General features: G+C 58.3%; 25 protein-coding genes and 3 pseudogenes. 16 read left to right on the forward strand and 12 right to left on the reverse strand.

Annotated features, from left to right (window positions below; all coding sequences use genetic code 11):
• The first annotated feature begins 36 nt into the window (after positions 1-36).
• The 3 genes from hslV to TU86_RS12180 all read left to right on the forward strand — a co-directional run bounded on the left by hslV (position 37) and on the right by TU86_RS12180 (position 2,488).
• Positions 37-567, forward strand: coding sequence for an ATP-dependent protease subunit HslV (gene hslV / locus TU86_RS12170; protein ID WP_048364558.1), 531 nt, complete (start codon positions 37-39; stop codon positions 565-567).
• Between the two features lie 68 nt (positions 568-635).
• A complete protein-coding gene (hslU, locus tag TU86_RS12175; protein WP_048364559.1) occupies positions 636-1,970 on the forward strand; it encodes an ATP-dependent protease ATPase subunit HslU in 1,335 nt (444 codons plus the stop codon).
• Between the two features lie 146 nt (positions 1,971-2,116).
• Positions 2,117-2,488: a gamma-butyrobetaine hydroxylase family protein gene (locus tag TU86_RS12180; RefSeq protein ID WP_048364560.1), complete on the forward strand. Its 372-nt coding sequence runs from the start codon at positions 2,117-2,119 to the stop codon at positions 2,486-2,488.
• Positions 2,489-2,716: 228 nt separating this feature from the next.
• Here the strand turns inward: TU86_RS12180 and TU86_RS12185 are convergent.
• From TU86_RS12185 to TU86_RS12195, 3 genes and pseudogenes are all read right to left on the reverse strand, one after another.
• Positions 2,717-3,301, reverse strand: a pseudogene (locus TU86_RS12185) (phasin family protein); the annotation flags it as partial.
• A gap of 204 nt (positions 3,302-3,505) precedes the next feature.
• Positions 3,506-3,832: a hypothetical protein gene (locus TU86_RS12190; RefSeq protein WP_048364562.1), complete on the reverse strand. Its 327-nt coding sequence runs from the start codon at positions 3,830-3,832 to the stop codon at positions 3,506-3,508.
• A gap of 244 nt (positions 3,833-4,076) precedes the next feature.
• Entirely contained in the window at positions 4,077-4,352 is a 276-nt protein-coding gene (locus TU86_RS12195; protein ID WP_048364563.1) for a polyhydroxyalkanoic acid system family protein, read from the reverse strand.
• A 110-nt stretch (positions 4,353-4,462) separates the two neighbouring features.
• Between TU86_RS12195 and ubiE the strand changes: the two genes are divergently transcribed.
• From ubiE to TU86_RS23705, 13 genes and pseudogenes are all read left to right on the forward strand, one after another.
• Positions 4,463-5,233, forward strand: a complete 771-nt coding sequence (gene ubiE, locus TU86_RS12200; RefSeq protein ID WP_048364564.1) for a bifunctional demethylmenaquinone methyltransferase/2-methoxy-6-polyprenyl-1,4-benzoquinol methylase UbiE — start codon at positions 4,463-4,465, stop codon at positions 5,231-5,233.
• Positions 5,233-5,856, forward strand: a complete 624-nt coding sequence (locus tag TU86_RS12205) for a ubiquinone biosynthesis accessory factor UbiJ (protein ID WP_048364565.1) — start codon at positions 5,233-5,235, stop codon at positions 5,854-5,856. The genes ubiE and TU86_RS12205 overlap by 1 nt, the downstream gene beginning before the upstream one ends.
• The gene (gene ubiB, locus TU86_RS12210) at positions 5,853-7,457 is read left to right on the forward strand and encodes a ubiquinone biosynthesis regulatory protein kinase UbiB (protein WP_048364566.1); all 1,605 of its coding nucleotides are present in this window, start codon (positions 5,853-5,855) and stop codon (positions 7,455-7,457) included. Before TU86_RS12205 ends, ubiB begins: the two co-directional genes overlap by 4 nt.
• Before the next feature lie 78 nt (positions 7,458-7,535).
• Positions 7,536-7,937, forward strand: a complete 402-nt coding sequence (gene hisI, locus TU86_RS12215) for a phosphoribosyl-AMP cyclohydrolase (RefSeq protein ID WP_048364567.1) — start codon at positions 7,536-7,538, stop codon at positions 7,935-7,937.
• A complete protein-coding gene (locus tag TU86_RS12220) occupies positions 7,930-8,262 on the forward strand; it encodes a phosphoribosyl-ATP diphosphatase (RefSeq protein WP_048364568.1) in 333 nt (110 codons plus the stop codon). The genes hisI and TU86_RS12220 overlap by 8 nt, the downstream gene beginning before the upstream one ends.
• Before the next feature lie 24 nt (positions 8,263-8,286).
• Positions 8,287-8,565 (forward strand): twin-arginine translocase TatA/TatE family subunit, encoded by a 279-nt coding sequence (locus TU86_RS12225; protein WP_019825245.1) that lies wholly within the window; start codon positions 8,287-8,289, stop codon positions 8,563-8,565.
• Positions 8,566-8,575: 10 nt separating this feature from the next.
• Positions 8,576-8,992 carry a Sec-independent protein translocase protein TatB gene (gene tatB, locus TU86_RS12230; RefSeq protein ID WP_048364569.1) on the forward strand — a complete coding sequence of 139 codons (417 nt, stop codon included), beginning with the start codon at positions 8,576-8,578 and terminating at the stop codon, positions 8,990-8,992.
• A 4-nt stretch (positions 8,993-8,996) separates the two neighbouring features.
• Entirely contained in the window at positions 8,997-9,794 is a 798-nt protein-coding gene (gene tatC / locus TU86_RS12235) for a twin-arginine translocase subunit TatC (protein WP_048364570.1), read from the forward strand.
• Positions 9,791-10,501 (forward strand): 16S rRNA (uracil(1498)-N(3))-methyltransferase, encoded by a 711-nt coding sequence (locus tag TU86_RS12240; protein WP_048364571.1) that lies wholly within the window; start codon positions 9,791-9,793, stop codon positions 10,499-10,501. Before tatC ends, TU86_RS12240 begins: the two co-directional genes overlap by 4 nt.
• A 287-nt stretch (positions 10,502-10,788) precedes the next feature.
• Positions 10,789-11,769 (forward strand): annotated as a pseudogene (locus TU86_RS23690) (methyl-accepting chemotaxis protein); the annotation flags it as partial.
• A complete protein-coding gene (locus TU86_RS23695) occupies positions 11,761-12,624 on the forward strand; it encodes a methyl-accepting chemotaxis protein (RefSeq protein WP_420876368.1) in 864 nt (287 codons plus the stop codon). The pseudogene TU86_RS23690 and the gene TU86_RS23695, both read left to right, overlap by 9 nt.
• Positions 12,625-12,841: 217 nt before the next feature.
• Positions 12,842-13,900, forward strand: a pseudogene (locus tag TU86_RS23700) (methyl-accepting chemotaxis protein); the annotation flags it as partial.
• A 144-nt stretch (positions 13,901-14,044) separates the two neighbouring features.
• The gene (locus tag TU86_RS23705) at positions 14,045-14,758 is read left to right on the forward strand and encodes a methyl-accepting chemotaxis protein (protein ID WP_420850441.1); all 714 of its coding nucleotides are present in this window, start codon (positions 14,045-14,047) and stop codon (positions 14,756-14,758) included.
• A 176-nt stretch (positions 14,759-14,934) separates the two neighbouring features.
• On the opposite strand, the gene TU86_RS12255 is transcribed toward TU86_RS23705, so the two are convergent.
• From TU86_RS12255 to hutI, 9 genes are all read right to left on the reverse strand, one after another.
• The gene (locus tag TU86_RS12255) at positions 14,935-15,669 is read right to left on the reverse strand and encodes an amino acid ABC transporter ATP-binding protein (RefSeq protein WP_048364574.1); all 735 of its coding nucleotides are present in this window, start codon (positions 15,667-15,669) and stop codon (positions 14,935-14,937) included.
• Positions 15,662-16,624: an amino acid ABC transporter permease gene (locus tag TU86_RS12260; protein ID WP_048364575.1), complete on the reverse strand. Its 963-nt coding sequence runs from the start codon at positions 16,622-16,624 to the stop codon at positions 15,662-15,664. Before TU86_RS12260 ends, TU86_RS12255 begins: the two co-directional genes overlap by 8 nt.
• A gap of 174 nt (positions 16,625-16,798) precedes the next feature.
• Entirely contained in the window at positions 16,799-17,596 is a 798-nt protein-coding gene (locus TU86_RS12265; RefSeq protein ID WP_048364576.1) for a transporter substrate-binding domain-containing protein, read from the reverse strand.
• Between the two features lie 256 nt (positions 17,597-17,852).
• Positions 17,853-20,405 (reverse strand): glucans biosynthesis glucosyltransferase MdoH, encoded by a 2,553-nt coding sequence (gene mdoH, locus TU86_RS12270; RefSeq protein WP_048364577.1) that lies wholly within the window; start codon positions 20,403-20,405, stop codon positions 17,853-17,855.
• On the reverse strand, positions 20,398-22,065 hold the full coding sequence (locus TU86_RS12275) for a glucan biosynthesis protein G (RefSeq protein ID WP_193387780.1): 1,668 nt from the start codon (positions 22,063-22,065) through the stop codon (positions 20,398-20,400). Before TU86_RS12275 ends, mdoH begins: the two co-directional genes overlap by 8 nt.
• Before the next feature lie 287 nt (positions 22,066-22,352).
• Entirely contained in the window at positions 22,353-22,790 is a 438-nt protein-coding gene (dtd, locus tag TU86_RS12280; RefSeq protein WP_048364579.1) for a D-aminoacyl-tRNA deacylase, read from the reverse strand.
• Positions 22,787-23,758 (reverse strand): prolyl aminopeptidase, encoded by a 972-nt coding sequence (gene pip / locus TU86_RS12285; RefSeq protein WP_048364580.1) that lies wholly within the window; start codon positions 23,756-23,758, stop codon positions 22,787-22,789. The genes dtd and pip overlap by 4 nt, the downstream gene beginning before the upstream one ends.
• Positions 23,759-24,056: 298 nt before the next feature.
• Complete coding sequence (gene hutG / locus TU86_RS12290; RefSeq protein WP_048364581.1) at positions 24,057-24,863, reverse strand: N-formylglutamate deformylase; 807 nt, start codon at positions 24,861-24,863, stop codon at positions 24,057-24,059.
• A gap of 11 nt (positions 24,864-24,874) precedes the next feature.
• Positions 24,875-26,080 (reverse strand): imidazolonepropionase, encoded by a 1,206-nt coding sequence (gene hutI / locus TU86_RS12295; RefSeq protein ID WP_048364582.1) that lies wholly within the window; start codon positions 26,078-26,080, stop codon positions 24,875-24,877.
• Between the last annotated feature and the right edge of the window lie 2 nt (positions 26,081-26,082).

Genomic DNA, 26,082 nt, shown 5'->3' on the forward strand with positions numbered 1-26,082 from the left:
TCAGGCATTTTCGCCCCGCTGCGTGGAGACTCTCCCTTGACCACCATCGTTTCAGTACGCCGTCACGGCAAAGTTGTCATGGCTGGCGACGGCCAGGTTTCACTTGGCAACACCGTCATGAAAGGCAACGCGAAAAAAGTCCGTCGTCTCTATCACGGTCAGGTCATAGCCGGTTTCGCCGGTGCCACCGCTGATGCATTCACCCTGTTCGAACGCTTTGAAGGCCAGCTTGAAAAACATCAAGGCCATCTGGTTCGCGCAGCCGTCGAGTTAGCCAAAGAATGGCGTACCGACCGCTCGCTGAGCCGCCTTGAAGCCATGCTGGCCGTGGCCAACAAAGACGCTTCTTTGATCATCACCGGCAACGGGGACGTGGTTGAGCCAGAAGACGGCTTGATCGCCATGGGGTCGGGGGGTGCATTCGCCCAGGCCGCAGCCCGCGCGTTGCTGATGAAAACCGATCTGTCGGCCCGCGAAATTGCCGAAACTGCGCTGGGCATTGCCGGCGACATCTGTGTATTCACTAACCACAACATCACTCTTGAGGAGCAGGACCTCGCCGAATAAGCCGCTGGCCGGGTCAATTCACCGACCCGTTTGTGCCCCTTCATTCTGCTAGAGGAACGCCAACTACTATGTCCATGACTCCCCGCGAAATCGTCCACGAACTCAATCGCCATATCATCGGCCAGGACGATGCCAAACGCGCCGTCGCCATCGCGTTGCGTAACCGCTGGCGCCGCATGCAGCTGCCTGAAGAGCTGCGTGTTGAAGTGACCCCCAAAAACATCTTGATGATCGGCCCGACCGGTGTCGGTAAAACCGAAATCGCCCGTCGTCTGGCCAAACTGGCCAACGCACCGTTCATCAAAGTCGAAGCCACCAAGTTCACCGAAGTGGGCTATGTCGGCCGCGACGTAGAGTCGATCATTCGTGACCTGGCCGATGCAGCCATCAAACTGCTGCGCGAGCAAGAGATCGTCAAAGTTCGCCATCGTGCAGAAGACGCCGCAGAAGAGCGCATCCTTGACGCACTGCTGCCACCGGCTCGCACCTTCGGCGAAGAAGCGGCCACCCCGCAGGATTCCAACACCCGCCAACTGTTCCGCAAGCGTCTGCGCGAAGGTCAGCTGGACGATAAAGAAATCGAAATCGAAGTCGCCGATGCCGTGGGCGTCGATATTTCCGCGCCGCCTGGCATGGAAGAAATGACCAACCAATTGCAGAGCCTGTTTGCCAACATGGGCAAAGGCAAGCGCAAGAGCCGCAAGCTGAAAGTCAAAGAAGCCCTGAAAATGGTGCGTGACGAAGAAGCGGGCCGCCTGGTCAACGACGAAGAACTCAAAGCCAAGGCGCTGGAAGCGGTTGAGCAGCACGGCATTGTGTTCATCGACGAAATCGACAAAGTGGCCAAGCGTGGCAACGTGGGCGGTGCTGATGTATCGCGTGAAGGCGTACAGCGCGACCTGCTGCCGCTGATCGAAGGTTGCACCGTCAACACCAAACTGGGCATGGTCAAAACTGACCACATCCTGTTTATTGCTTCGGGCGCCTTCCACCTCAGCAAACCTAGCGACCTGGTACCTGAGCTGCAAGGCCGTTTGCCGATTCGGGTTGAGCTCAAAGCGTTGTCGCCGGAAGACTTCGAACGTATCCTCAGCGAACCGCATGCCTCCCTGACCGAGCAATACCGCGAGCTGCTGAAAACTGAAGGCCTGAACATCGAGTTCATGCCTGAAGGCATCAAGCGCCTGGCTGAAATTGCCTGGAAAGTGAACGAGAAAACCGAGAACATCGGTGCGCGTCGCTTGCACACGTTGCTTGAGCGCTTGCTCGAAGAGGTGTCTTTCAGTGCCGGTGATATCGCCAGTGCTCATCAAGACGAACCGATTCGTATCGACGCCGAGTACGTGAACAGCCATTTGGGCGAATTGGCAGAAAACGAAGACCTGTCGCGCTACATCTTGTAAAAGCGCTTGCACCTCCTGTAGCCGCTGATGCGGGCTGCGATAAGGCCACCGGCCTTCAGTGATCTTAGTATCCTGCGCCAACGTCGTTGGCGATTGCAGTCTGCGCCAGCGGCTTTATTGTTTGTGTGAAACCAAAGGTTATGACCATGAACCCGAGCGCCATCAACCTGCACAAAGCCTCGAAAGCACTGACGCTGAAATACCCCTCAGGCGAGGAGTTTTATCTGCCTGCCGAGCTTTTACGCGTGCACTCCCCCTCCGCCGAGGTGCAAGGCCACGGTAATCCGATCTTGCAACACGGCAAGATCAATGTGGGCATCAACAACATTGAGCCCGCAGGCCAATACGCCTTAAAGATCAGCTTCGATGACGGCCACGACAGCGGGCTGTTTACCTGGCAATACCTGTATCAATTGGGCCAGCGTCAAGACGCGCTGTGGGCAGACTATCTGGAAGAATTGAAAAAAGCCGGCAAGTCACGCGACCCGTCCGAGTCCATCGTCAAATTGATGCTGTAACGCCTGCTTGCTCTGTGGGTGCGCGGTTACCGCCCCCCCACGAAGTGCTGGTTTTTTGTAGTCGCTGACGAGTAATGCGAGGCTGCGATCGAGTGCGCAGCGCTCGCAAACCCGAGCGCTGCAGTGTGGCTCAAGTATCGCGTTAAATGACTCTACGGCCGCTGCGCGCCCGATCGCAGCCTCGTACCTCGACAGCGACAACAGGAGGCGCTGACGAGGCTGCGATCAAGCAGCGGGCGAATCAGGTTTCGGAGCCACCGGTTTTTTGCTCACCGCCGGCTTCTTCACAACAGGTTTGGCCGCCGCAGGTTTACCGGAAGCCACAGGTGCTTTTTTGACTGCTGGTTTTACAGCAGGCTTTGCAGGCGCAGATTTGCTGGCAACAGGCGCTTTGGTCGCCGTGACTTTGGCAGCCGCTGCCGTCAGCTTTTCAATGTGTTTGGTCAGGGTTTCTACTTTGGCGTGCAGCACTTTCACTTCATCACGACTCGGCACACCTAGCCGGGAAATAGCGCTGCTCAGGCGTTTATCGAAGGCTTCTTCCAACTCGCCCCATTTACCTAGCGCCAACTCTTTAACATCGTCAACTTTAGAGCGCGTAGACGATTTGGTCATTTTAGGTTCAGTGGTCTTGGTCAATTTTTCGGCCTTTTCACCGTCCTTGACCAAGCTGTCAAACAACTTGCTGCCATCCGTATCAATTTTCGAGTACGCGCCCAAGCCCGCGAGCCAGATTTTGCGCGAGTACTCTTCAACTTTGCCAACCCAAGAGTGGTTGTCTTTTGCAGGTGTCACCGGTTTTTTAGCCGCCATCGTGTTCCCCTCAATGTTCAATTGCGACGTCCATCCGCAGACTGTCGACTCATCAAGGTGAACAACCTGTTCACCTGCACTAGGTTTAGACCTTAATCAGGGCCGTTTCAAGGCATGCTTGTACGGATTGGCGGCACACGCAAAAACAGGGCCAGCGAATAGATGATTCATTCTGTACAGGGGGAAATAAACACTCGATAGCCGTCATAAATTTTCTGCGGCACTGGCTGTCGGAAATGCATGATCCATAAGATCAACCATGTCGCCTTCCATATTCCATGCCTCTTCAGCTGCTGCGGTGCCGAAGATGAAAAACAACACACTATTGATCAAAACAAACAACTGGCCCACCACAATGCTTTCATTATTTTTAATTATAAATTCTGTCACCTCTTCGCTCGCGACATGTTCCGTAAAAGTAAATCCCTTGCGCTGCTCAATGAATAGTTCAGCAACAACTCTGGATTTGTCTCGTGCAACTTCATGGGTACCCACAGACTGGCGAACAACTTGAAATCGATAATCTGACATTTAACAGCTCCTTGTGTGTATTTGAACTTCCTGAGAAAAACAGTAGTTCAACTCAGCCACACAGGACTTACCCCGACTTCGCTGTCATTAATCAACCACACGCTCTAGATCAATACCGAGAGCACTTTCATATATGTCATTCGCTCTGTTCGGCGCTTTAAAGTCACACTGCCTACACTCTAAAGCGCTCTCACCCGTCACACTTCTTCTACTGAACAGTCCGCGTGCATGTCGCCATCACTTCTTACGCCAAGGCTTTATCCAGCGAGCGTTCAATTTCGGACTGGATCATGCCACTCATCGGTGACATCAGCATCCCGAGCTTCACGTCGACCTTGACCGTGCGCTCACCGATTTCCAGCAAGCCGTCTACTCCCGACCGCTTCAATTGGACCTTGTCACCTGACCAGGTAGGTTGCAGGCCGTACTGCGCCGCCAGCTTCTCAACCACTTGCTGAGCTTTTACCCGTGCAGCCTCAATGCCCAGGGCATGGGTGCGTTCAACGCTGATGCGAGCCATGGCTTCACTCCTCATAAATAAGCCGACCACTATACTTACATTGACCCTCGCCAAGACAAAGTCGGCCTCCGGGATTAGAATGGCCAGCATTCTCTTTTGGTGACAGCGATATGACTGATCAGCGCAAAGGCAGCGATGCCGAACCCACCACGCACTTCGGCTTCAAAAACGTTCCAGAAAGCCAAAAAGCGGAAAAAGTCGCGGAGGTGTTTCACTCCGTCGCAGGCAAATATGACCTGATGAACGACGTTCTGTCGGGCGGTATGCACCGTCTGTGGAAGCGCTTCACCATCGAGCTGTCTGGTGTTCGCCAAGGCAACAAGGTGCTCGACATCGCAGGCGGCACGGGCGATCTGGCGCGCAAGTTTTCGCATCTGGTCGGCCCCACCGGTCAAGTCGTGCTGGCGGATATCAACGCTTCCATGCTCAAGGTTGGCCGTGACCGCCTGCTGGACAAAGGTGTGGCGGGCAATATCGAGTTCGTTCAGGCCGACGCTGAAAAGCTGCCGTTCCCGGACAACTACTTCGATTGCGTGACCATCGCCTTTGGCCTGCGCAACGTGACCCACAAAGAAGACGCCCTGCGCTCGATGCTGCGTGTGCTCAAGCCGGGCGGCCGTTTGCTGGTGCTGGAATTCTCCAAGCCCACCAACGCGTTGATGTCCAAGGTCTACGATGCCTACTCGTTCGCCTTTATGCCGATGGTCGGCAAACTGATCCTCAACGACCCGGAAAGCTATCGCTATCTGGCTGAGTCGATCCGTATGCACCCGAATCAGGAAACCCTGAAGTCGATGATGGTCGAGGCCGGTTTTGACCGCGTGACTTATCACAACATGACCTCTGGCATCGTTGCACTGCACCGCGGCATCAAACCCTGATGTTGCTCAGGGGCCTTCTCGCCAGCGTTGAGAGCGGTGTTAACCGCGTCTTGCGCCTGGACAGCACAGCACGTGCGCGCATGCAGCCATTGACCGGCAAAGTGATTGCGGTTGAATGCGCCAGCCCTGCGCTGCATCTGTTCATTTTGCCCAGCGATGAAGGCCTGCTGTTAGCCACCCAATGGGCCGCCGACGCCGATTGCACACTGCGTGCACCGGCAACCAGCCTATTGCGCTTGGCCTTGAGCAAAGACAAAACCGCTGTGTTGCATGGCCCTGAAGTCGACATCGAAGGCGACAGTCATGTGCTGATGACGCTGGCGGCGATCCTGCAAGATCTGGAACTGGACTGGGAGTACGAACTCTCACGCTGGATTGGCCCGGTGCCTACCGCACTGATCGGCGGCCACTTGCGTAGCCGCGCTAACTGGTACCAGCAAGGCTTCGCCAGCCTCAATCAGAACTTGGCCGAATACCTGAGCGAAGAAGCCCGCACATTGGTCGGAGAAAGTGAAGCGCAAGCGCGCTTTGACGAACTTGACCATCTCAAACTCGACCTGGACCGACTGGAAGCGCGCATTGAGCGCCTCTCTCGCTCCCTCAATTCCAGCGATGTCGCATGAAGCTGCTTGCCATTCGTCGTTTGTTTCGCATCCAGCGCGTGGTCATCCGCTACCGACTGGATGACCTGCTGTTCGCCCTGCCTTTGCCGTGGTGGATGCTATCGCTGCGCTATGCGTTGCCGTGGCGCTGGTTCCCGCGCAAAAAGCTGGAATTGAGCCGCGGAGCGGCCTTGCGTCTGGCGCTACAGGACTTGGGGCCGATCTTCATCAAGTTCGGGCAGATCCTGTCTACCCGTCGCGACCTGCTGCCGCCCGATATCGCCGATGAATTGATGCTGCTGCAAGACCGCGTGCCGCCATTCGACCCGCAGTTGGCCGTCAAGCTGATCGAAGAGCAATTGGGCGCAACCATCAGCGAAGTGTTCAGCCGGTTTGATATCGAACCGCTGGCATCGGCGTCGGTGGCGCAAGTGCATAGCGCCAAGCTCAAGACCGGCGAAGAAGTGGTGGTCAAGGTGGTGCGTCCCGGCCTCAAACCGATCATCGGTTCTGATTTGGCGTGGCTGTTCATCCTGGCCAAAACCGCTGAGCGCCTGAGCGCCGATGCCCGTCTGCTGCACCCGGTAGACGTGGTCAGTGATTACGAAAAAACCATCTACGACGAACTCGACCTGCTACGCGAAGCGGCCAACGCCAGCCAGCTCAAACGCAACTTCGAAGGTTCGCCGCTGCTTTACGTGCCGCAGATTTACTGGGACTGGTGCCGCCCCAAAGTGCTGGTGATGGAGCGTATTTACGGGCTTCAAGTCACGGACCTGCCCGCCCTGGCCGACCAGCGCACCGACATGAAAATGCTCGCCGAGCGCGGGGTCGAAATTTTCTTCACCCAAGTGTTTCGCGACAGTTTCTTTCATGCGGACATGCACCCCGGCAATATTTTCGTCAGCACAGTCAGCCCCTGGAGCCCGCAATACATCGCGATCGACTGCGGCATCGTCGGCAGCCTGACCCCCGAAGATCAGGACTATCTGGCCCGCAACCTGTTTGCTTTTTTCAAGCGTGACTACCGCCGCGTGGCGCAGTTGCACATTGATTCGGGCTGGGTGCCGGCGCACACCAAACTCAACGAATTCGAAGCCGCCATACGTACCGTGTGCGAACCGATCTTCGAAAAACCGCTGAAAGAAATTTCCTTTGGTCAGGTGCTGATGCGTCTGTTCCAGACGGCTCGACGTTTCAACATGGAAGTCCAGCCGCAGCTGGTGTTGCTGCAAAAAACCTTGCTCAATATCGAAGGCCTGGGCCGTCAGCTTTACCCCGATCTCGACCTGTGGAGCACCGCCCAGCCGTTCCTTGAGCGCTGGATGCGTGAACGCGTCAGCCCCAAAACCCTGCTGCGCAACCTGCACAGTCAAGTCGAGCAACTCCCGCATCTGGCGGGCATGACCCGCGATTTGCTGGAACGCCTGTCGCAGCCCCATGCAAAAAACCAGAAGTTGGTGGTAACAGAACCCCGAGACAGCTGGTTCTTGCGCTTGCTGGGAGCGGGACATTTGGCCGCAGGTGCCTTACTGGCCACCGTCGGTCCACTGCACACCCTGGGCTATTGGCCGGCCGGCATCATGCTGGCCGTGGGCTTGTATCTGATCGTGCGCCGATAGCCAGCCCCCGAGCAGGCTGGCAAACTGTGCATTCGCCGGTCCGGGCCTTTAGCCCCGGACCCGTTGTCGGAGTCGAACATGAAACACTGGCTGGACGAGATCAAATGGGACAGCGACGGCCTGGTGCCGGCGATTGCCCAAGACCACAAAACCGGGCGCGTCTTGATGATGGCCTGGATGAACCGCGAAGCGTTGAGCCTGACCGCTGCCGAGAACCGTGCCATTTACTGGTCACGTTCGCGCGGCAGACTGTGGCGCAAGGGCGAAGAGTCGGGCCATGTACAAAAGCTGCATGAAATGCGCCTGGACTGCGACGCTGACGTCATCATTTTGATGGTTGAACAGATCGGTGACATCGCCTGCCATACCGGCCGTCAGAGCTGCTTCTATCGCGTGTACGAAAACACCGAGTGGAAGACCGTAGACCCGGTTCTGAAAGACCCGCACGTCATTTACCAAGCAGGGCACTCCCATGACTGACACCTTGAGCCGCGTTGCCCAAGTGATCGAAGAACGCAAAAATGCCGAACCGGGCAGCTCTTACGTTGCCAGCCTGTACCACAAGGGCCTGAACAAGATTCTGGAAAAGGTCGGTGAAGAATCGGTCGAGACCATCATTGCTGCCAAGGACGCCGCCATCAGCGGTGATTGCAGCGATGTGATCTACGAAACCGCCGACCTGTGGTTTCACAGCATGATCATGCTCGCCCAGCTGGGGCAGCATCCGCAGGCTGTACTGGATGAACTGGAGCGTCGCATCGGCACCTCCGGCCACGTGGAAAAAGCCTCGCGGCCGTCCGCCTAACCCTCTTTTGCAAAGGAACCGATCATGGGCATTTTTGACTGGAAACACTGGATCGTCATTCTGGTAGTCGTGGTACTGGTCTTCGGCACCAAAAAACTGAAAAACCTCGGCACTGACGTCGGCGAATCGATCAAGGGCTTTCGCAAAGCCATGAACGACGACGAAAAACCGGCTGAACCGGTGGTGCCACCTGCGCAGCCGACTGCCGCGCCACAACCCCACACCACTTCGACCTTGAACGAGCCGCACACCATCGACGTGCAGGCACAAAAAGTCGAAGAGCCGACCCGCAAAGACGTGTGAGCCAAAACTAATGTTCGGTATCAGCTTCAGTGAACTGCTGCTCGTCGGCCTGGTGGCTCTGCTCGTGCTCGGGCCAGAACGCCTGCCGGGGGCGGCACGCACGGCGGGCCTGTGGGTCGGGCGCTTGAAACGCAGTTTCAATGCGATCAAACAGGAAGTTGAACGTGAGATCGGTGCCGATGAGATCCGGCGCCAGCTGCACAACGAACACATCACGTCGATGGAAGAAGAGGCCAAGAAGATCCTGGCCCCGCTGCAAGACGCCGTGAAACCCCTCACGCCTGTTGAGCCGCCCGCGACACCGGTGGCCGCTGCGCCTGTCGAACCCGCCAGCCCCGCGCCTGTGAGCCTGAGCAAAACCGCGTCCGTGCCTGCGCCTCAAACGCCAGCGCCACACGACCCAACCCTGCCACCGCGAGCCCCTTAAGCGCATGAGCGACATTCCTGAAAATGACCAGCCAATGCCGCTGGTTTCGCACCTGACTGAGCTGCGCACCCGCCTGTTGCGCTGCATCGCGGCGATTTTCATCATCTTCGCGGGCTTGTTTGCCTTCACGCAGCAGATCTACACGCTAGTCTCCACGCCCCTGCGTGAGTACTTGCCAGTGGGCGCCACGATGATTGCCACGGACGTGGCCTCGCCGTTCCTCACGCCGCTCAAGCTGACCATGATGGTGTCGCTGTTTATTGCCATCCCGGTGATCCTGCACCAGATCTGGGGCTTTATCGCGCCGGGCCTGTACAAGCATGAAAAGCGCATCGCCGTGCCGTTGCTGGTGTCGAGCATCTTTCTGTTCTATGCAGGCATGGCGTTTGCCTACTTCCTGGTGTTCCCGCTGGTGTTCAAGTTCTTCGCCGCCGCCACCCCCGAAGGCGTCGCGATGATGACCGACATCAGCAGCTACCTTGATTTCGTCATGACCCTGTTCTTCGCCTTTGGCGTGGCCTTTGAAATCCCGGTGGCCGTGGTGCTGCTGGTGTGGATTGGCATTGTCGACGTCAAATACCTGCGCAAGATCCGCCCGTACGTGATCATCGGCTGCTTCGTGGTCGGCATGATCCTGACCCCGCCGGATATCTTCTCGCAAACCTTGCTGGCGATTCCGATGTGGATGCTGTTTGAAATCGGCATTCTGTTTGGCAGCCTGGTGAGCAAGAACAAACGCGGTGACGATACCGACGATCAACCGGCTGACCAGAACGCCCAACCGCCAGCGCCTCAAGCGTGAACCTGCTGCTCCTCGAAGAGGCCGATTTCATTGCTGCCGACCGCGTGATCCTGCGCGACCGGCGCTTGACGCACATGCAGGAAGTTCACCGCGCTGTTGTAGGCGACAGCCTGCGAGTAGGCCGGATAGGTGGCTTGATGGGCAGCGCCGAACTGGTGCGCCTTGAAGCCAAAGAAGCCGAGCTGGTGATCCACAGCCTCGACCAGCCGCCCCCGGCCAAACTGCCCCTGACCTTACTGCTGGCCCTGCCACGCCCGAAAATGCTGCGCCGGGTGCTACAAACCGTGGCCGCCATGGGTGTACCCAACGTCGTGTTGGTGAACAGTTACCGGGTCGAGAAAAGTTTTTGGCAAACCCCGTTTCTGGAACCTGAAGCCATTCGCGAGCAGTTGATCCTGGGGCTTGAGCAAGCCCGTGACAGCGTGCTGCCGAACATCACCCTTGAAAAGCGCTTCAAGCCGTTTGTTGAAGACCGCCTGCCAGCCTTGGTTGATGGCACATTGGGGCTAGTGGGCCATCCCGGTGATTACCCTGAATGCCCGCGCGGGCTGGACCAAGCCGTGACGCTGGCCATTGGCCCGGAAGGTGGCTGGATCCCTTACGAAATCGACCTGCTGGCCAAGGCCGGGTTGCAACCGGTGCAACTGGGGCCACGCATTTTGCGGGTTGAAACCGCCGTCACCGCCCTTCTCGCCCGCTTGTTTTAAGATGCCCCCCTGCAATCGGGTTTACGGCTGCTTCGCCCCCGATAGCAGCCGCGTGCCTCGTCAACGCCTATTGGTATTTTAAATACAATTTGTATAAACCCCTCAAGTGCGGCCTTTTGCGGCCGATAATCTGACGCTTCAAAAACATACTCAGTGGCCATGGATGGCGTGCATCGATGTGAATCGATCAGATAAGGAGCATCACCATGAACCATTGGTTGACCACCACGCTGGGCAATATCAGCGTCAATCGCAAACTCAGTCTCGGCTTTGGCCTGGTACTGATCATGACGCTGTTGATTACCGCCACCGGCTGGAGCGGACTGACGTCGATCATTGATCGCAGCAAAAAGCTCAGCACCATTTCCGACACCGTGGCGCTGGTCAAAGACCTGCGCATTGCCCGCGTGTCCTACGACCGGGATAACGGTGAGAATGGCCCCGGTGAAGTCAATGACCTGCTCAACGATATCGATAACAATCTGACGCTCGCCAGCAAACTATTGGGGATCTCCGAAGACTTGGCCATGATCAACCAAGAGTTGCAGGCGGTCGCGCAATACAAAAACATCTTCAGCCAAATCGACAAGGCCACCCAGGCCCGCGAGCTAAATCGGGCGCGCCTGGGCAGCAGCGCGCAAAGCGCTGCCGACACTATCGACGGCATCGAAAAGGACGTGCTCAAGGGCAATGACCTGGCCATGCTCAACCGGGTCAACGAACTCAGCCGCCAACTGCAACACGCGCGCTATCAAGTGCGTGGTTATACCCACAGTGGCGATGCCGATGCCGCGCAACCCGCACTGGATGCCATCCTTTTCGCTCAAAACGAACTCACCCGCCTCTCGGCGCAATTGCCCGGCGAATACAGCCCGCAGTTGCAACAAGCTGCCCACTCGCTGAAAAACTACGGCGAAACGTTCGTGCAGTTTCGCGACTCGCAACTGCTCAGCGACCAACAACAGAACAGCCTGCAAGCCTTGGGCGACAGCCTGGTGAGCCTGAGCCACGAACTGGCGACCTCGCAAACCACCAAGCGCGACAACGATGCACAACAGGCCAAAACTGCCCTGACTCTTTGCGCCGTATTGGCCCTCGCGCTCGGCACACTGGCTGCCTGGCTGATTACCCGACAGATCGTCACCCCGCTGCAACACACCCTGCGCATCGTAGAAGCCGTAGCCGCAGGCGATCTCAGTCAAGATCACCCTACTCAGCGTCGCGACGAACTGGGCCGAGTGCAACAGGCCATTGCCCGCATGACCGGCGAACTGCGCGACCTGATCGGCGGTATCAGCGACGGAGTGACCCAAATCGCCAGCGCGGCCGAGCAGTTATCAGCCGTGACTGAGCAGACCAGCGCCGGGGTCAACAGCCAAAAGGTTGAGACCGATCAAGTGGCCACCGCCATGCACGAAATGGCCGCCACCGTGCATGAGGTCGCGCGTAACGCAGAAGAAGCCTCTGAGGCTGCCGTCGCCGCCGATCAACAAGCGCGTGAAGGTGACACGGTGGTCGCGCAGGCCATTGAGCAGATTGAGCACTTGGCCGCCGAGGTGCTGAAGTCCACCGACGCCATGACGCACCTGCAACAAGAAAGCGGCAAGATTGGCAGCGTGCTGGACGTGATCAAATCAGTGTCGCAACAGACCAATCTGCTGGCGCTCAACGCGGCGATTGAGGCGGCACGGGCGGGCGAGGCAGGCCGCGGGTTTGCCGTAGTGGCCGATGAAGTGCGCAGCCTGGCGCAACGCACCCAAGTCTCTACCGAAGAAATAGAAGAGCTGATTGTTGGCTTGCAAAGCGGTACGCAGCGGGTGTCCACCAGCATGGACAACAGCCGCGTGTTGACCGACAGCAGCGTCGAGCTGACCCGTCGCGCCGGGGCCTCGCTGAGCACCATCACCCGTACCGTCTCGACCATCCAGGGTATGAACCAGCAGATTGCAGCTGCCGCCGAGCAGCAAAGCTCGGTCGCCGAAGAGATCAACCGCAGCGTGCTCAACGTGCGCGATGTGTCTGAGCAAACCGCTGCGGCCAGCGAAGAAACCGCGGCTTCCAGCGTGGAACTGGCCCGACTGGGCACTCACCTGCAAACCTTGGTGGGCCGTTTCAAGGTCTAACCCCTGTAGCCATTGGCGAGCAGCCCGATCACCGCCTCGCGCTGCTCGACAACGGCTACACTGCGTGATGGCACTAAGCCTGCGACGTCCATCACACTCTGAGCGACCGGGTTTTAGTTATGTTGGCTCGCGCCGATGGCCTGATCACTAATAAAAAGACCGCGAAGCACGGGACTGTTTGTCATGGAGTCGGTTCGGTCAAAAAAGGAGCACCGCCATGTACCGTTGGTTGGCCCACACGCTAGGCAATATCAGCGTTATTCGTAAACTCAGCCTGGGCTTTGGCCTGGTCTTGATCCTGACCTTACTGATCACCGCCACCGGCTGGAACGGCCTGGCGTCCGTGATTGACCGCGGCGACAAGCTGGCGAATATTTCAAAAATCATTGCCCTGACCAAAGACCTGCGCATCGCGCGTCTTGATTATGAAAGGGAGCGGGGCGACCACGGCCCGGGCGAATTGAACGGGCGCCTGAGCGAACTGGACGAGGCGCTGGAAACCTCGCGCCGTCAACTGACTACGCCTGAAGACATTGAGTTGGTGCAACAACAGCTGGCCGTTGTGGCCGATTACCGGCGCGCCGTGGCTGATATAACGCTCGCCACTCAAGCCCGCGAAACCAGCCGCACACAACTCGGCGCCACGGCTGACGCGGCTGTTGCCAACGTCACGGCCATTGAAAAAGCCTTGTCGCAAGGCGATAGCGTGACCCAGTTCAACAGCGTGATTGAACTGAGCAAATTGCTGCAACAAGCGCGCTTTCAGGTCCGCGGCTACACCTACAGCGGTAAACCTGAGGCCGAACAACCGGCGCTGGACGCCATCGACAACGCCCTCCAAGCACTCAACAGTTTGCCGACCAAACTCCCCGACGAGCACATCGCCAACCTGCAACAGGCTGCACAATCGCTGCAAAACTACCGTGCCGCCGTGACCACGTTTCGTGACGCCCAAGTCGCCAATACCCACGCGCTTGAGCGCATGCAGGCACTGGGCAACAACCTGATCGACTTGAGCAAGCAACTGTCAGGTATGCAAACCGCCAAGCGTGACCTGGACAGCCAGCGGGCCAAAACGCTGCTGATCGGCTGCACCCTGCTCGCCCTGCTACTGGGCGTGATTGGCGCCTGGAGCATCACGCGCCAGATCGTCATCCCGCTGCGTCAAACCCTTAAAACCGTTGAGCGCGTGGCCGCAGGCGATCTGACGCACGACTACGACACTGCCCGGCGCGATGAGTTGGGGCAACTGCAACGCGCCGTACAGCGCATGACCGTGGGCCTGCGCGAGTTGATCAGTGGGATCACCGATGGCGTGACGCAAATCGCCAGTGCCGCCGAAGAACTCTCCGCCGTTACCGAACAGACCAGCGCGGGGGTCAACAGCCAAAAGGTTGAGACCGATCAGGTGGCCACCGCCATGCACGAAATGGCCGCTACCGTGCAGGAAGTGGCGCGTAATGCCGAAGAAGCGTGCGAAGCCGCCGTGGCCGCCGACCAGCAAGCCCGTGAAGGTGACAACGTGGTCGCCCAAGCGATTGCACAGATCGAGAAGCTGGCGATTGAAGTCGGTCATTCCACCGAAGCGATGGACCATTTGAAGCGCGAAAGCGACAAAATTGGCAGCGTGCTGGACGTGATCAAGTCCGTGGCCCAGCAAACCAACTTGCTGGCCCTTAACGCGGCGATTGAGGCTGCCCGGGCCGGAGAAGCAGGACGCGGCTTTGCGGTCGTGGCCGATGAAGTGCGCAGCCTGGCACAACGCACTCAGCAATCGACCGAAGAGATTGAAGAACTGATTGCCGGCCTGCAAAGTGGCACGCTGCAAGTGTCCAGCAGCATGGACAGCAGCCGCAGCCTGACCGACAGCAGTGTTGAACTGACACGCCGCGCAGGCGAGTCACTGGGCAACATCACCCGCACCGTGTCGGCCATTCAAGGGATGAACCAGCAGATTGCCGCAGCGGCAGAGCAGCAAAGCGCGGTGGCAGAAGAGATCAACCGCAGCGTATTGAACGTGCGCGATGTGTCTGAGCAGACCTCGGCCGCCAGTGAAGAGACTGCCGCGTCGAGCATGGAACTGGCGCGCCTGGGCACGCATCTGCAAGGGTTGGTGGGACGGTTTAAGGTGTAACTCGCGCACCGTTGACGAGTAATACGAGGCTGCGGCCGGGCGCGAAGCGGTCGTAAAACCATCCAGCGCGGTGTCTCAGAGGCACCGCAGTCATCGGGTTTACGATCGCTTCGCAACCGAACGTCGCCTACGGCAATTGCTACCCCAACCTCGGCCATTTTCTTGTGAGCAAGGGTTTACAGTACCTGGCGCAAAAACGCCTGTGCACGCAGGTCTTTGGGCGAGTTGAAGAAGTCTTGCGGGGCGCTGTCCTCCAGCAATTTGCCGTGATCAAAGAACAACACGCGGTTCGCCACTTCACGGGCAAAACCCATTTCGTGGGTCACGCACACCATGGTCATGCCTTCGCGCGCCAGTGTTTTCATCACGTCGAGCACTTCGCCGACCATCTCCGGGTCAAGCGCCGAGGTCGGCTCATCGAACAACATCACCTTGGGTTCCATCGCCAGCGCCCGGGCAATCGCCACGCGCTGCTGCTGGCCACCCGACAGGCGCGAGGGGTATTCATTGGCTTTCTGGCCGATGCCGACCTTTTCCAGCAGCGCACGGGCCTTGGCCTCGCGCTCGGCCTTGCCACGTTTGCGCACGACTTTCTGCGCCAGGCACAGATTTTCGAGCACGGTCATGTGCGGGAACAGGTTGAAATGCTGGAACACCATACCGACTTCGCGGCGATAGGCGTTGACGTCGGTTTTAGGGTTGGCCAGGTCGACACCGTCGATGCTGACCGAGCCTGAGTCGAAGTCTTCCAGCCCATTGAGGCAGCGCAGAAAGGTCGATTTCCCCGAGCCCGAAGGGCCGATCACCACCAGCACTTCACCCTTGGCGACGGTGGTGCTGACGTTATCCACGGCGCGGACGAGGTGCCCACGCGTGTCAAAAACTTTTACCAGTTCGCGGACTTCAATCACTTTGCGCGAGCCTCCGCTCAAGCCGGCTGGCCAAATGCGACAGCGGCAGGTTGATCAACAGGTACAGGCCCGCCACGCAGAACAGAATCTCGAACGGCGAAAACGAGGTGGTAATGACTTCGCGGCCGCTTTTGAGCAGCTCGGTGATAGCAATCACCGACACCAGCGAGGTGTCTTTGACCAGGCTGATAAATTGCCCGGCCAACGGCGGCAGTACGCGCTTGAACGCTTGCGGTAGCACCACGTAACGCATCGACTGGCTGGCGTTAAGGCCCAAGGAGCGCGCCGCTTCGTTTTGCCCGCGGGCGATGGACTGCACACCCGAACGCACAATCTCGGCCACGTATGCCCCGGTAAACAGCGACAACGCGGCAATACCGGCGAACTCGCGAGACAGATTCAGCACGGTGCCAATAAAGAAGTAAAAAATGAAGATCTGCACCAGCAGCGGTGTACCGCGCACCAGTTCGACATAGAGCGTCGACAGGTCACGCAGGGTCGGGTTATTCGACAGACGGCACAACCCGGTGGCCAGGCCGATGATCAACCCCAATACCCCCGACACCAGCGACAGCCAAACGGTGGTCCACAACCCCAGCAACAACGGGCCAGCAGCCCAATGGCGGGTCACGCCCACGATGTCACCTTCAGCCACATCGTCGCCTTCAGCCAATTGCACGCTGTTGTCAGCCACGCTCAGGCGTTGTTCAGTGCCATCTTCGGCACGCAGTACGACGTCGGCTTGATCGCCTTTGCGCACCAACTCAATCACGGTGGAAGTTTCAGTGGCCCGCTGGGCTTCTTCGGCCTGATAGACGAAGTATTGCGGGACTCGGTTCCAGCGCCATTCGTAGGACATCAGCGAGGTGGCGTAATACAACGCGCCCGCCAGACCGATGAGCACCAGCACGGTTAACACGTGCCAGGGCCACTGGGCTTTTTTTTGTTTGATCACGTTCAGGTTCCATCAGGAGTAAAGCCGGGCCCGTAGCAGTTGCCGAAGGCTACGTGCGAGGGCGAAGCGCTCGTATTTGGAGCGCCCCGGTGTTTCATCTGAATCGCATTACGCTTTTTTACGGTTGCTGCACAACCGTGCACAGTCTTCGGCAACTGCTACAAAGCATCGCGCTTATTCCATGTCCTTGAGCCAAGTGGTGTCTTTGAACCACTTGTCATGGATGCGATCGTAGGTGCCGTCTTCATGGATCTGGTGCAGGAAGTTGTTGATGAAGTTAAGGCTGTCGTAGTCGCCTTTCTTCAGGCCAAAGGCCAACGGCTCGTAGGTAAACGGCTGATCGAGGTACACCAGTTTGCCGTCACCGAACTTGTTGACCGCCACTACGTTGTAAGGCGCATCGTAAACAAAGGCATCTGCCTTGCCGTTCACAACGTCCAGCACCGCTTCGGGTTCGTTGTCGTAGCCGTGGTACTGAGCTTTGGACATCAGTTTTTTGGCGATCATTTCACCGGTGGTGCCCAGCTTGGAGGTCAGGCGGTATTGCGGGTCGTTGAGGTCTTTGTAGGTTTTAACCTTGTCAGCCAGTTCCTTGCGGATCAGCAGGGTCTGGCCCACAACGATGAAGGGTTCGCTGAAGTTCAGGCGCAGGTTACGTTCCTGAGTCAGGGTCATGCCGCTGCCGATCATGTCGAATTTGTTGGTCATCAAGGCCGGGATGATGCCGTCGTAGCCCGTGGACACCAGCTCCAGCTTGACCCCCATCGCCTTGGCCATGGCTTTGAGCAGGTCGACTTCGAAGCCAATGATCTGGCCGCGTTTGTTGGTCATTTCGAATGGCATGTACGTCGGGTCCATGCCCACCTTCAACGTGCCACGCTTGACCGCGTCATCAATTGCGCCTGCATGGGCTGCGCTAACCGCCAGTAGTGCAGTGACACCGAACATCAGTTTCGACAGAAACTTCTTCATCATCAACTCCCCGGAACCTACTCAATAAAGGTGTTGGCCTACGGTCGGCTCGAGACTCAAAGCCAATACCGCCGGGCACTCACCTATTCGCAGATGGATGCTAACTCAGAGCAGAGGGAGGACAAAGACTTTGCATCACAAAAGCGTGACAGATCATCCATAGCCGCTGGCGCAGGTTGCGAAGCAAGCCCGGACGTCGCCTTGGGCAGCGACCACAAAAAAGCCCGTCCGCTCAGGTGAGGGGACGGGCTTGGGGTCAAGCGGCTGGCTGTAACGGTAACAGCGGCGCGTGGGCGTCGGCTGTGACCGACTCACGCCAGGCGTTGAGCCAGTCTTGATGACCTTCGCTCCACACCAGCGCGTGCAAACGTGCCAATGCCACCGGATCGCTCAGCAGCGCCATGCGCTCGTTGTTGTTTAGCCCCGCAGGGCCCACTTTCAAGGCATGTCGCACGCGCTCGGTACGCAGCCATTCAATCGGCTCGGCCTCACGGTGACGCGAAGTCGCCAAAGCACACGCCAAAGCGTTCTGCTGTGGATCAACCACCGAACGGATGAAGCCGTCGTGCAGCGCGTGGTAACGATTCTCGTGGGTGTATTCAGCCGTAGCCGACAACTCACGGGGCGGCGCGTATTCCTCAGGAATCAGGAACAAGCTGGCGTCACGGGACTTGAGGCCCAACTTCACACGGCTGGAAATCACGGACACCGGGATCGACAGCATGAGCGAACCGACAATCGGCACCAACCACCACAGAAAGCTTGGGTTCAACCACAGCACCAACGCAGCCCAGGCCGCACCCAACAGGGTTTGCGGGCCATGACGGCGCACGGCTTCGCTCCACGGCGTGGAATCATCGTCACGTTGTGGCGAGTTCCAGGTCGCCGCCCAGCCCAGGAAAGCAGCCAGTACAAAGCGGGTGTGGAAGATCATGCGCACCGGCGCCAGCAGCATGGAGAACAGCATCTCCAGCAGCATCGACAACGTGACCTTGAACTTGCCACCGAACTGTTTCGCGCCTTTGGCCCAGATCAAAATGATGCTCAGCAGTTTAGGCAGAAACAGCAACACGATGGTGGTCGAGAACAACGCTACGGCTTTTTCCGGGTGCCATTGAGGCCACAGCGGATACAGCTGACGCGGCTCCATGAAGTACTGCGGCTCCATCAGCGTGTTGACTGCCAGCAACGCCGTCGACAGCAGCAAGAAGAAGAACCACAACGGCGCCGACAGGTACGACATCACGCCTGTGAGGAACACGGCCCGGTGAACCGGGTGCATGCCTTTGACCAAAAACAGGCGGAAGTTCATCAAGTTGCCGTGGCACCAGCGACGGTCACGCTTGAGTTCGTCCAGCAAGTTAGGCGGCAGTTCTTCATAGCTGCCCGGCAAGTCATAGGCAATCCACACCCCCCAACCGGCACGGCGCATCAATGCCGCTTCAACGAAGTCATGGGACAGAATCGCGCCCGCAAACGCCCCTTTACCCGGCAATGGCGCGAGGGCGCAGTGCTCGATAAAAGGCTTCATGCGGATGATGGCGTTGTGACCCCAGTAGTGGGATTCACCCAATTGCCAGAAGTGCAGACCCGCGGTAAACAACGGGCCGTATACCCGCGTAGCAAACTGCTGCATACGCGCATACAGCGTGTCCATGCCCGAAGCGCGTGGCGCGGTCTGGATGATGCCCGCGTCTGGCGTGGCTTCCATCAAGCGCACCAGGCTGGTCAAGCATTCGCCGCTCATCACGCTGTCTGCGTCGAGCACCACCATGTACTTGTAATCACCGCCCCAGCGACGGCAGAAGTCGTCGAGGTTGCCGCTTTTGCGTTTCACACGACGGCGACGACGGCGATAGAAAATCCGCCCGAAGCCTTCGGTCTCGCGGCACACGTCCAGCCACGCCTGCTGTTCAGCCACGCAGATGTCCGGGTCGTTACTGTCGCTGAGGACGAAAAAGTCAAAACGGTCGAGGTCACCGGTCGCTGCCACCGATTCATAAGTCGCACGCAAGCCTGCAAATACGCGGGTTACGTCTTCATTACAGATCGGCATCACCAACGCGGTACGGGCGTCTTGGGGGATCGGCTCATTACCCGCGCTGGCGCCTGAAATGCGGTATTTGTCGTGACCGGTCAACAATTCCAGAAAGCCCATCAAGGCCGTCCAGAAACCCGCCGACACCCAGCAAAACAGAATCCCGAACAGAATCAGGATGCTGGTTTGCAGCGCATAAGGCAGCACTTGTTGCGCCGTTTGCAGCAACGGCTGATGAACCACTTCATCAAGATCAACGAACGACCAGCCCTGGTACGGCATGATGCCCTTCATGTACCAGCCCGCGACGATGGTTTGGCCCAGCATCAAAACCAACAGAATGTAACGACGAATCGAACCCACGGTGCGCCAGCGCGCCTTGGGCAGAACGCGTTCATCTTTAGGCGGAGCCGGCGGGTTGCTGCGCCCGGTCAGGCGCCGCCAGCCGCGTACCAGAATGTTGGTACGCCACGGTTCAGGCACCACCTTGGTGCGGCGAATCGGCGGCGTGGCCTTGAGCATGACCCGGCCACTGGCGTCGACGGCCAGCATTTCTGCGTCCTCCAACGCTTCGGCCGAGCCGAGTGTCAGCCGTGTGCCCACCGACGCCTGAGCGGCCTCGGCGGTGTTCACGTCGGCGCGGGCCGAAAGGCGCTCGTGCAGCTGCTCAAACGAGGTGCAGCTCGCCAGTTCGGCGCGCTGCTCGTCGCTCAGCGGCAGATGCGCCAGATACTCGCTGAGCGAGACTGGCTGTGCGTGAGCATTACTCATCGGCTGGCAACTGGTAGCTCCAGGTCTCGGTCAGGACTTTTTCAGTCTTGACTGGCGCTGGGGTGGCTGGAGCCGCCTCGGCCGCAGGCGCTTTGACGTCCTTGGCTTTGTGCTGCTCTTTCTTTTCCTGCGCCTTGGCCGCTGCTTTTTCAGCCTTGGTCAACGGAGCAACAGGCGCCGGGTCTTCATCTTTGACCAGTGCTGCACGCAGCTCGGTCGACTTGCTTGGGTCTTTGACCTTCAAGCGCAGGGTCAAGCGCCAGCCCTTCGTTTCCGGGTTGTGGCGCAGGTTGTTTTCTACCAGCTCGGCGTTATCACCCACGCTGACCTGGCTGCGAATGTCAGCGTCTGCTGGCAACTTCTCAAGGGACGGGCCCTCGAAGTCGATCAGGTAAGCCACGCTGCCGTCCGGTTGACGGATCAGGTTGGATTGCTTGACGTCGCCGGTCGAACGCAGTGTTTGCTGAGCCCAGGCGCTGTCTTTAGGGTGCAAAGCGGCTTCGTCCATCGTCCAGTGCAGGCGATACGCGAAGTCGAAAGGCTTGAGCGGCTCAGGCTGAGTGTCCGGGCTCCAGAAGGCAACGATGTTGTCGTTGGTTTCATCGGCGGTCGGAATCTCTACCAGATCAACCGTACCTTTGCCCCAGTCACCTTGTGGCTCGATCCACGCACTTGGGCGCTTGTGGTAGTTGTCATCGAGGTCTTCGTAGTGGCTGAAGTCACGGCCGCGTTGCAACAGGCCAAAGCCCAGCGGGTTTTCAACCGAGAAGTTGCTCACCGACAAATGCTTCGGATTGTTCAGCGGACGCCAAATCCACTCACCGTTACCCGCATGGATCGCCAGACCCGACGAATCGTGCAGTTCGCGACGGTAGTTGAGCACTTTGGACGGCTGATTGGCGCCGAACAGGTACATGCTGGTCAGCGGAGCGATGCCCAACTTGCCGACTTTGTCGCGCAGGAACATTTGCGCTTTGACGTCGACCACGGTGTCGACACCTGGGCGCAGCGTAAAGCGGTAAGCGCCCGTGGCACGCGGCGAATCCAGCAGCGCGAAAATAACCAGGTGCTTGTCCCCGGCTTTCGGACGCTCGATCCAAAACTCGGTGAAACGCGGGAATTCTTCGCCAGAAGGCAGGGCTGTATCGATGGCCAAACCACGCGCCGACAGACCGTACGCTTGATCCTTACCGACAACGCGGAAATAACTCGCGCCCAGCATAGTCATGACTTCGTCCTGCTTATCTGCTTTGTTCAGCGGATACAGCACGCGGAAACCCGCCCAACCGAGGTTTTCGGTGGCTTTAGGGTCAAATTTAACGTCGCCGAAATCGAAACGACTGGCGTCGTACTTGATCTCTTCCACCTTGGTGGCTGTGACTTCGTTGATCTTCACGGGCGTGTCGAAGTGCATGCCCTGGTGATAGAACGACAGTTTGAAGGGGGTTTTGTCGTCAGCCCACTGCACTTTCTCGTTGCGGAAACGAATTTTTTGATAGTCCGCAAACTTCATGTCGCGAAATTCGTTAGGCAAATTGCTGCGCGGTGCTTGGTACTTATGCTCGGCGAGGGTTTTAGCCTCTGCCGCCACGTCATCCAGACTGAATGCCCACAGTTGACCCGCACCGAACAAGCAAAAGAGCGCAGAGCCCGTCACCAGTGCGTTGCGTAACCGCTTGGCAGACTTTTTTGGTGCATTAAATGGACTAACAATCACGAGCAAACCTCGCCGAATACAGATGATGAAACCAACCGCCAGCGCTTAAATGCCGGGTTGGCGAGCACTGTTCCGACCGTCAAAGGAATGAATGATTCCCCAGGCGCGTCGGATTAGTCTCTGTGTAGCGCGGGATTATCTAGTAGCCCGCGTGACAACGCATCTACTGTCAGCAAGTATTTATGCTTAAAACCCCCTGTTTTCTGACGAAAACACCGATTTTCGGGGTTTTAGGTTTGTAACAAAAATGTAACGGGGCCATCGTTGACCAAATGCACCTGCATATCGGCACCAAATCGCCCTGACGCGACCTGTGGATGCAGCCGATTGGCCTCTTTCAACAGGTGGTTGAACAAAGCGTGGGCGACCTCGGGCGGGGCGGCGGTGGAGAAGCTTGGGCGCAGGCCACTTTTGGTGTCGGCGGCCAGGGTGAACTGCGATACCAACAGCAAACCGCCGTCAATGTCGGCCAGCGAGAGGTTCATTTTGCCTTCCGGATCGCTGAACACACGGTAGTTGAGCAGTTTATGCAGCAACTTCGCGGCGCTGGCTTCGGTGTCACCGGGTTCGACGGCCACCAGCACCATCAAACCCTGATCGATTGAACCGACGATCTCCCCCGCCACCTCAACCCGCGCACGGCTCACCCGTTGTAAAAGCCCCTTCATGCTTCATCCGGTTGCAGATTGAGCAGGCGCCGGGCCATTTGCTCGGTGGCGCGCACCAGGGCGTCGGTGATACCGGGTTCGGAAGCCACATGCCCGGCCTCGCGAATGATTTGCAGCTCACTGCCAGGCCATGCCTGATGAAGCGCCCAGGCGTTATCCAGCGGGCAAATCATGTCGTAGCGACCATGCACGATCACCGCTGGCAGGTGAGCGATCTTGTGCATGTCACGCAGCAACTGGTCAGGCTCCAGGAAAGCGTTGTTCATAAAGTAGTGGCATTCGATCCGGGCAATCGACAATGCCCGGTGCGGGTCACAGAAACGCTCGACCACCTGCGGGTTGGGCCGCAGGGTGGCGGCACGCCCTTCCCAGGTCGACCACGCTTTGGCCACGTGCATTTGCGCAATCTGGTCATTGCCCGTCAGGCGTTTGTAAAAGGCACCCATCAGGTCGTGGCGTTCTTCGGGTGGAATCGGCGCTACGTAGTCCTGCCAATAATCCGGGAAGATCCGGCTGGCACCCGCCTGATAGAACCATTCGATTTCTTGCGGGCGAGCTAGAAATATCCCACGCAAAATTAGGCCAAGCACCTGCGCTGGATGACTTTGTGCGTACGCCAATGACAGGGTCGAGCCCCACGAACCGCCAAACAACAGCCACTTGTCGATGCCCAGATACCGACGAATCCGCTCCATGTCAGCGACCAGATCCCATGTGGTGTTGCTTTCCAGACTGGCGTGCGGGGTCGAGCGCCCGCAGCCGCGCTGATCAAACGTGATGATGCGATACAGCCCCGGATCGAAATAGCACCGGCTGTTGGCATCGCAGCCTGACCCCGGCCCACCGTGTACGAACACCACGGGCAGGCCGTCGGGCGAACCGCTTTCGTCAACATAAAGAACATGCGGCCCATCAACCGCCAGCTCATGCCGGGCGTAGGGTTTGATCTGCGGGAACAAGGTCTGCATGACGCACTCCATCGGGGGTTGAGGTCATCCCTGCGGGGACTTCAAAAATGTTGCCGTCTGGCATCATAAACCCGATTAGCGGGAATGAGCAGGTGCTTATAACGGTGAATGCGGGGTGTGCCTTATACCCTCACCCCAACCCTCTCCCAAAGGGAGAGGGGGCTAGATTGAGGTGTGATTGAGATCGCACGCATTCAGTAACCTCTCCCTGAGCAAGCTGATGGGCAATGCGTTTGAGAATGCACACATTCAGTCCCCTCTCCCTCTGGGAGAGGGTTAGGGTGAGGGGCTTTTGATTTCAGGCCTTTGCGTAATGCCCCTCTCCCCACCCAATAATCCGCGCCAGCAATTGTTTGAGCACAATCTGCGTCGGCCCGGCCAGGTCTTGGCGGTAATTGAACGGCTCAACCTCTTCCATATAAGTGCTCTGCGCCAACTCCAGTTGCACCGCATGGATATGCTCCGCCGGGCTGCCGTAATGGCGGGTGATATGGCCACCCTTGAAACGTCCGTTCAGCACATGGCGGTACTGCGGATGCTGTGCGCAGATCGTTTCCAGATCACAGGCCAATTGCGGGTCGCAGCTAGCGCCGTTGAACGTACCAAGGTTGAAGTCCGGCAGCTTGCCGTCAAACAAATGTGGGATGTGCGAACGAATCGAGTGCGCATCAAACAGCAATGCATAACCAAACTCAGCCTTTAACCGGGCCAGCTCCTGCTGCAAGGTCTGGTGATAAGGCTTCCAGATCTGTTCAAGGTAAGTCGCCCGCTCAGCCTTCGACGGCGCAAGCCCTTCGCGAAACAGCGGCACACCGTCAAACAACACGTCCGGGAACAGCCCCGTGGTCGCGCCCACGTACATCGGTGCATCGTTCTCTGGGCGGTTGAGGTCAATCACGAATCGCGAATACTCCCCCGCCAACGTACTGGCCCCCAGTTCAGCGGCAAATTCGTAAAGACGCGGAATGTGCCAGTCGGTGTCCGGCAGGCTTTGTGCCTCGGGGATCAAGCCGTCCTTGACCGCAGGGGTCAGGCGCAAACCCGCGTGGGGCATGCTGATGAGCAAGGGCACGCGGCCTTGTTTGAATGTCAGAACCTTGTCCACACACGTTTCTCCTAAAGCACTACGTCTACGCCATTGCGCACGACGCGTTTGTCCAGATCGCCGCCCAGCCAGTAAGCCAGATCCGCCGGGCGATCAATGTTCCAGGCCACGAAGTCCGCCACTTTTCCCGGTTCCAGCGAACCGTGGGTGTCGCCCATGCCCAGCGCAGTCGCCGCATGCAAGGTGACGCCCGCCAGCGCTTCTTCGGGGGTCATGCGAAACAACGTACACGCCATGTTCAGCATCAAGCGCAACGACAACCCAGGCGAGGTGCCCGGATTGAGGTCGCTGGCGATGGCAATTTTGACCCCGTGCTTGCGCAAGGCGTCCATCGGCGGCAATTGGGTTTCGCGCAAAAAATAAAACGCACCGGGCAGTAACACCGCGACCGTGCCAGACGCGGCCATGGCGATAGCGTCTTCCTCGGTCATGAACTCCAGATGATCCGCCGACAGCGCCTGATAACGCGCCGCCAGGCTGGAGCCATGCAGCGATGACAACTGCTCGGCATGCAGCTTGACCGGCAGCCCTAGCGTTTGCGCCACCTTGAACACACGCTCCACCTGCGCCGCAGAAAACGCCAGGTACTCGCAAAACGCATCCACTGCGTCCACCAACCCTTCGGCCGCCAAGGTGGGCAGCATCTCGTTGCAAATGAGGTCGATGTAGTCGTCTGGGCGATCTTTGAATTCCGGCGGCAAAGCATGCGCGGCCAGGCACGTACTGCGCACCGTAACGGGCAACTCTTCGCCCAGGCGGCGAATCACGCGCAAGATTTTGCGCTCGCTTTCGAGGCTCAAGCCGTAGCCGGATTTGATTTCAACGCTGGTGACGCCATCACGCAGTAAACAGGTCAAACGCTCACGCGCACTGGTGAACAATTCTTCTTCGCTGGCTGCGCGAGTCGCACGTACGGTGCTGGCAATTCCGCCCCCGGCCGCTGCAATGTCGGCATAGCTCACACCTTGCAGGCGCTGCTCGAATTCGCCACTGCGGTTGCCGCCAAACACCGTGTGCGTATGGCAGTCGATCAACCCCGGCGTCACCCACGCCCCTTCCAGACCGTGAGTCTGGCTGTACTCGCCTTGAGGCAAGTGCAGCCGCGGGCCAATCCACTCAATGAAGCCTTCATAGGTCACGATGGCCGCGTCTTCGATGATCGAATACGTACCCTCGGTCATGGTTGCGACATTGCAGTGTTGCCAAAGCGTTTTCATTC

It is taken from the genome of Pseudomonas weihenstephanensis, from assembly GCF_001043055.1.
Classification (GTDB): Bacteria; Pseudomonadota; Gammaproteobacteria; order Pseudomonadales; family Pseudomonadaceae; genus Aquipseudomonas; species Aquipseudomonas weihenstephanensis.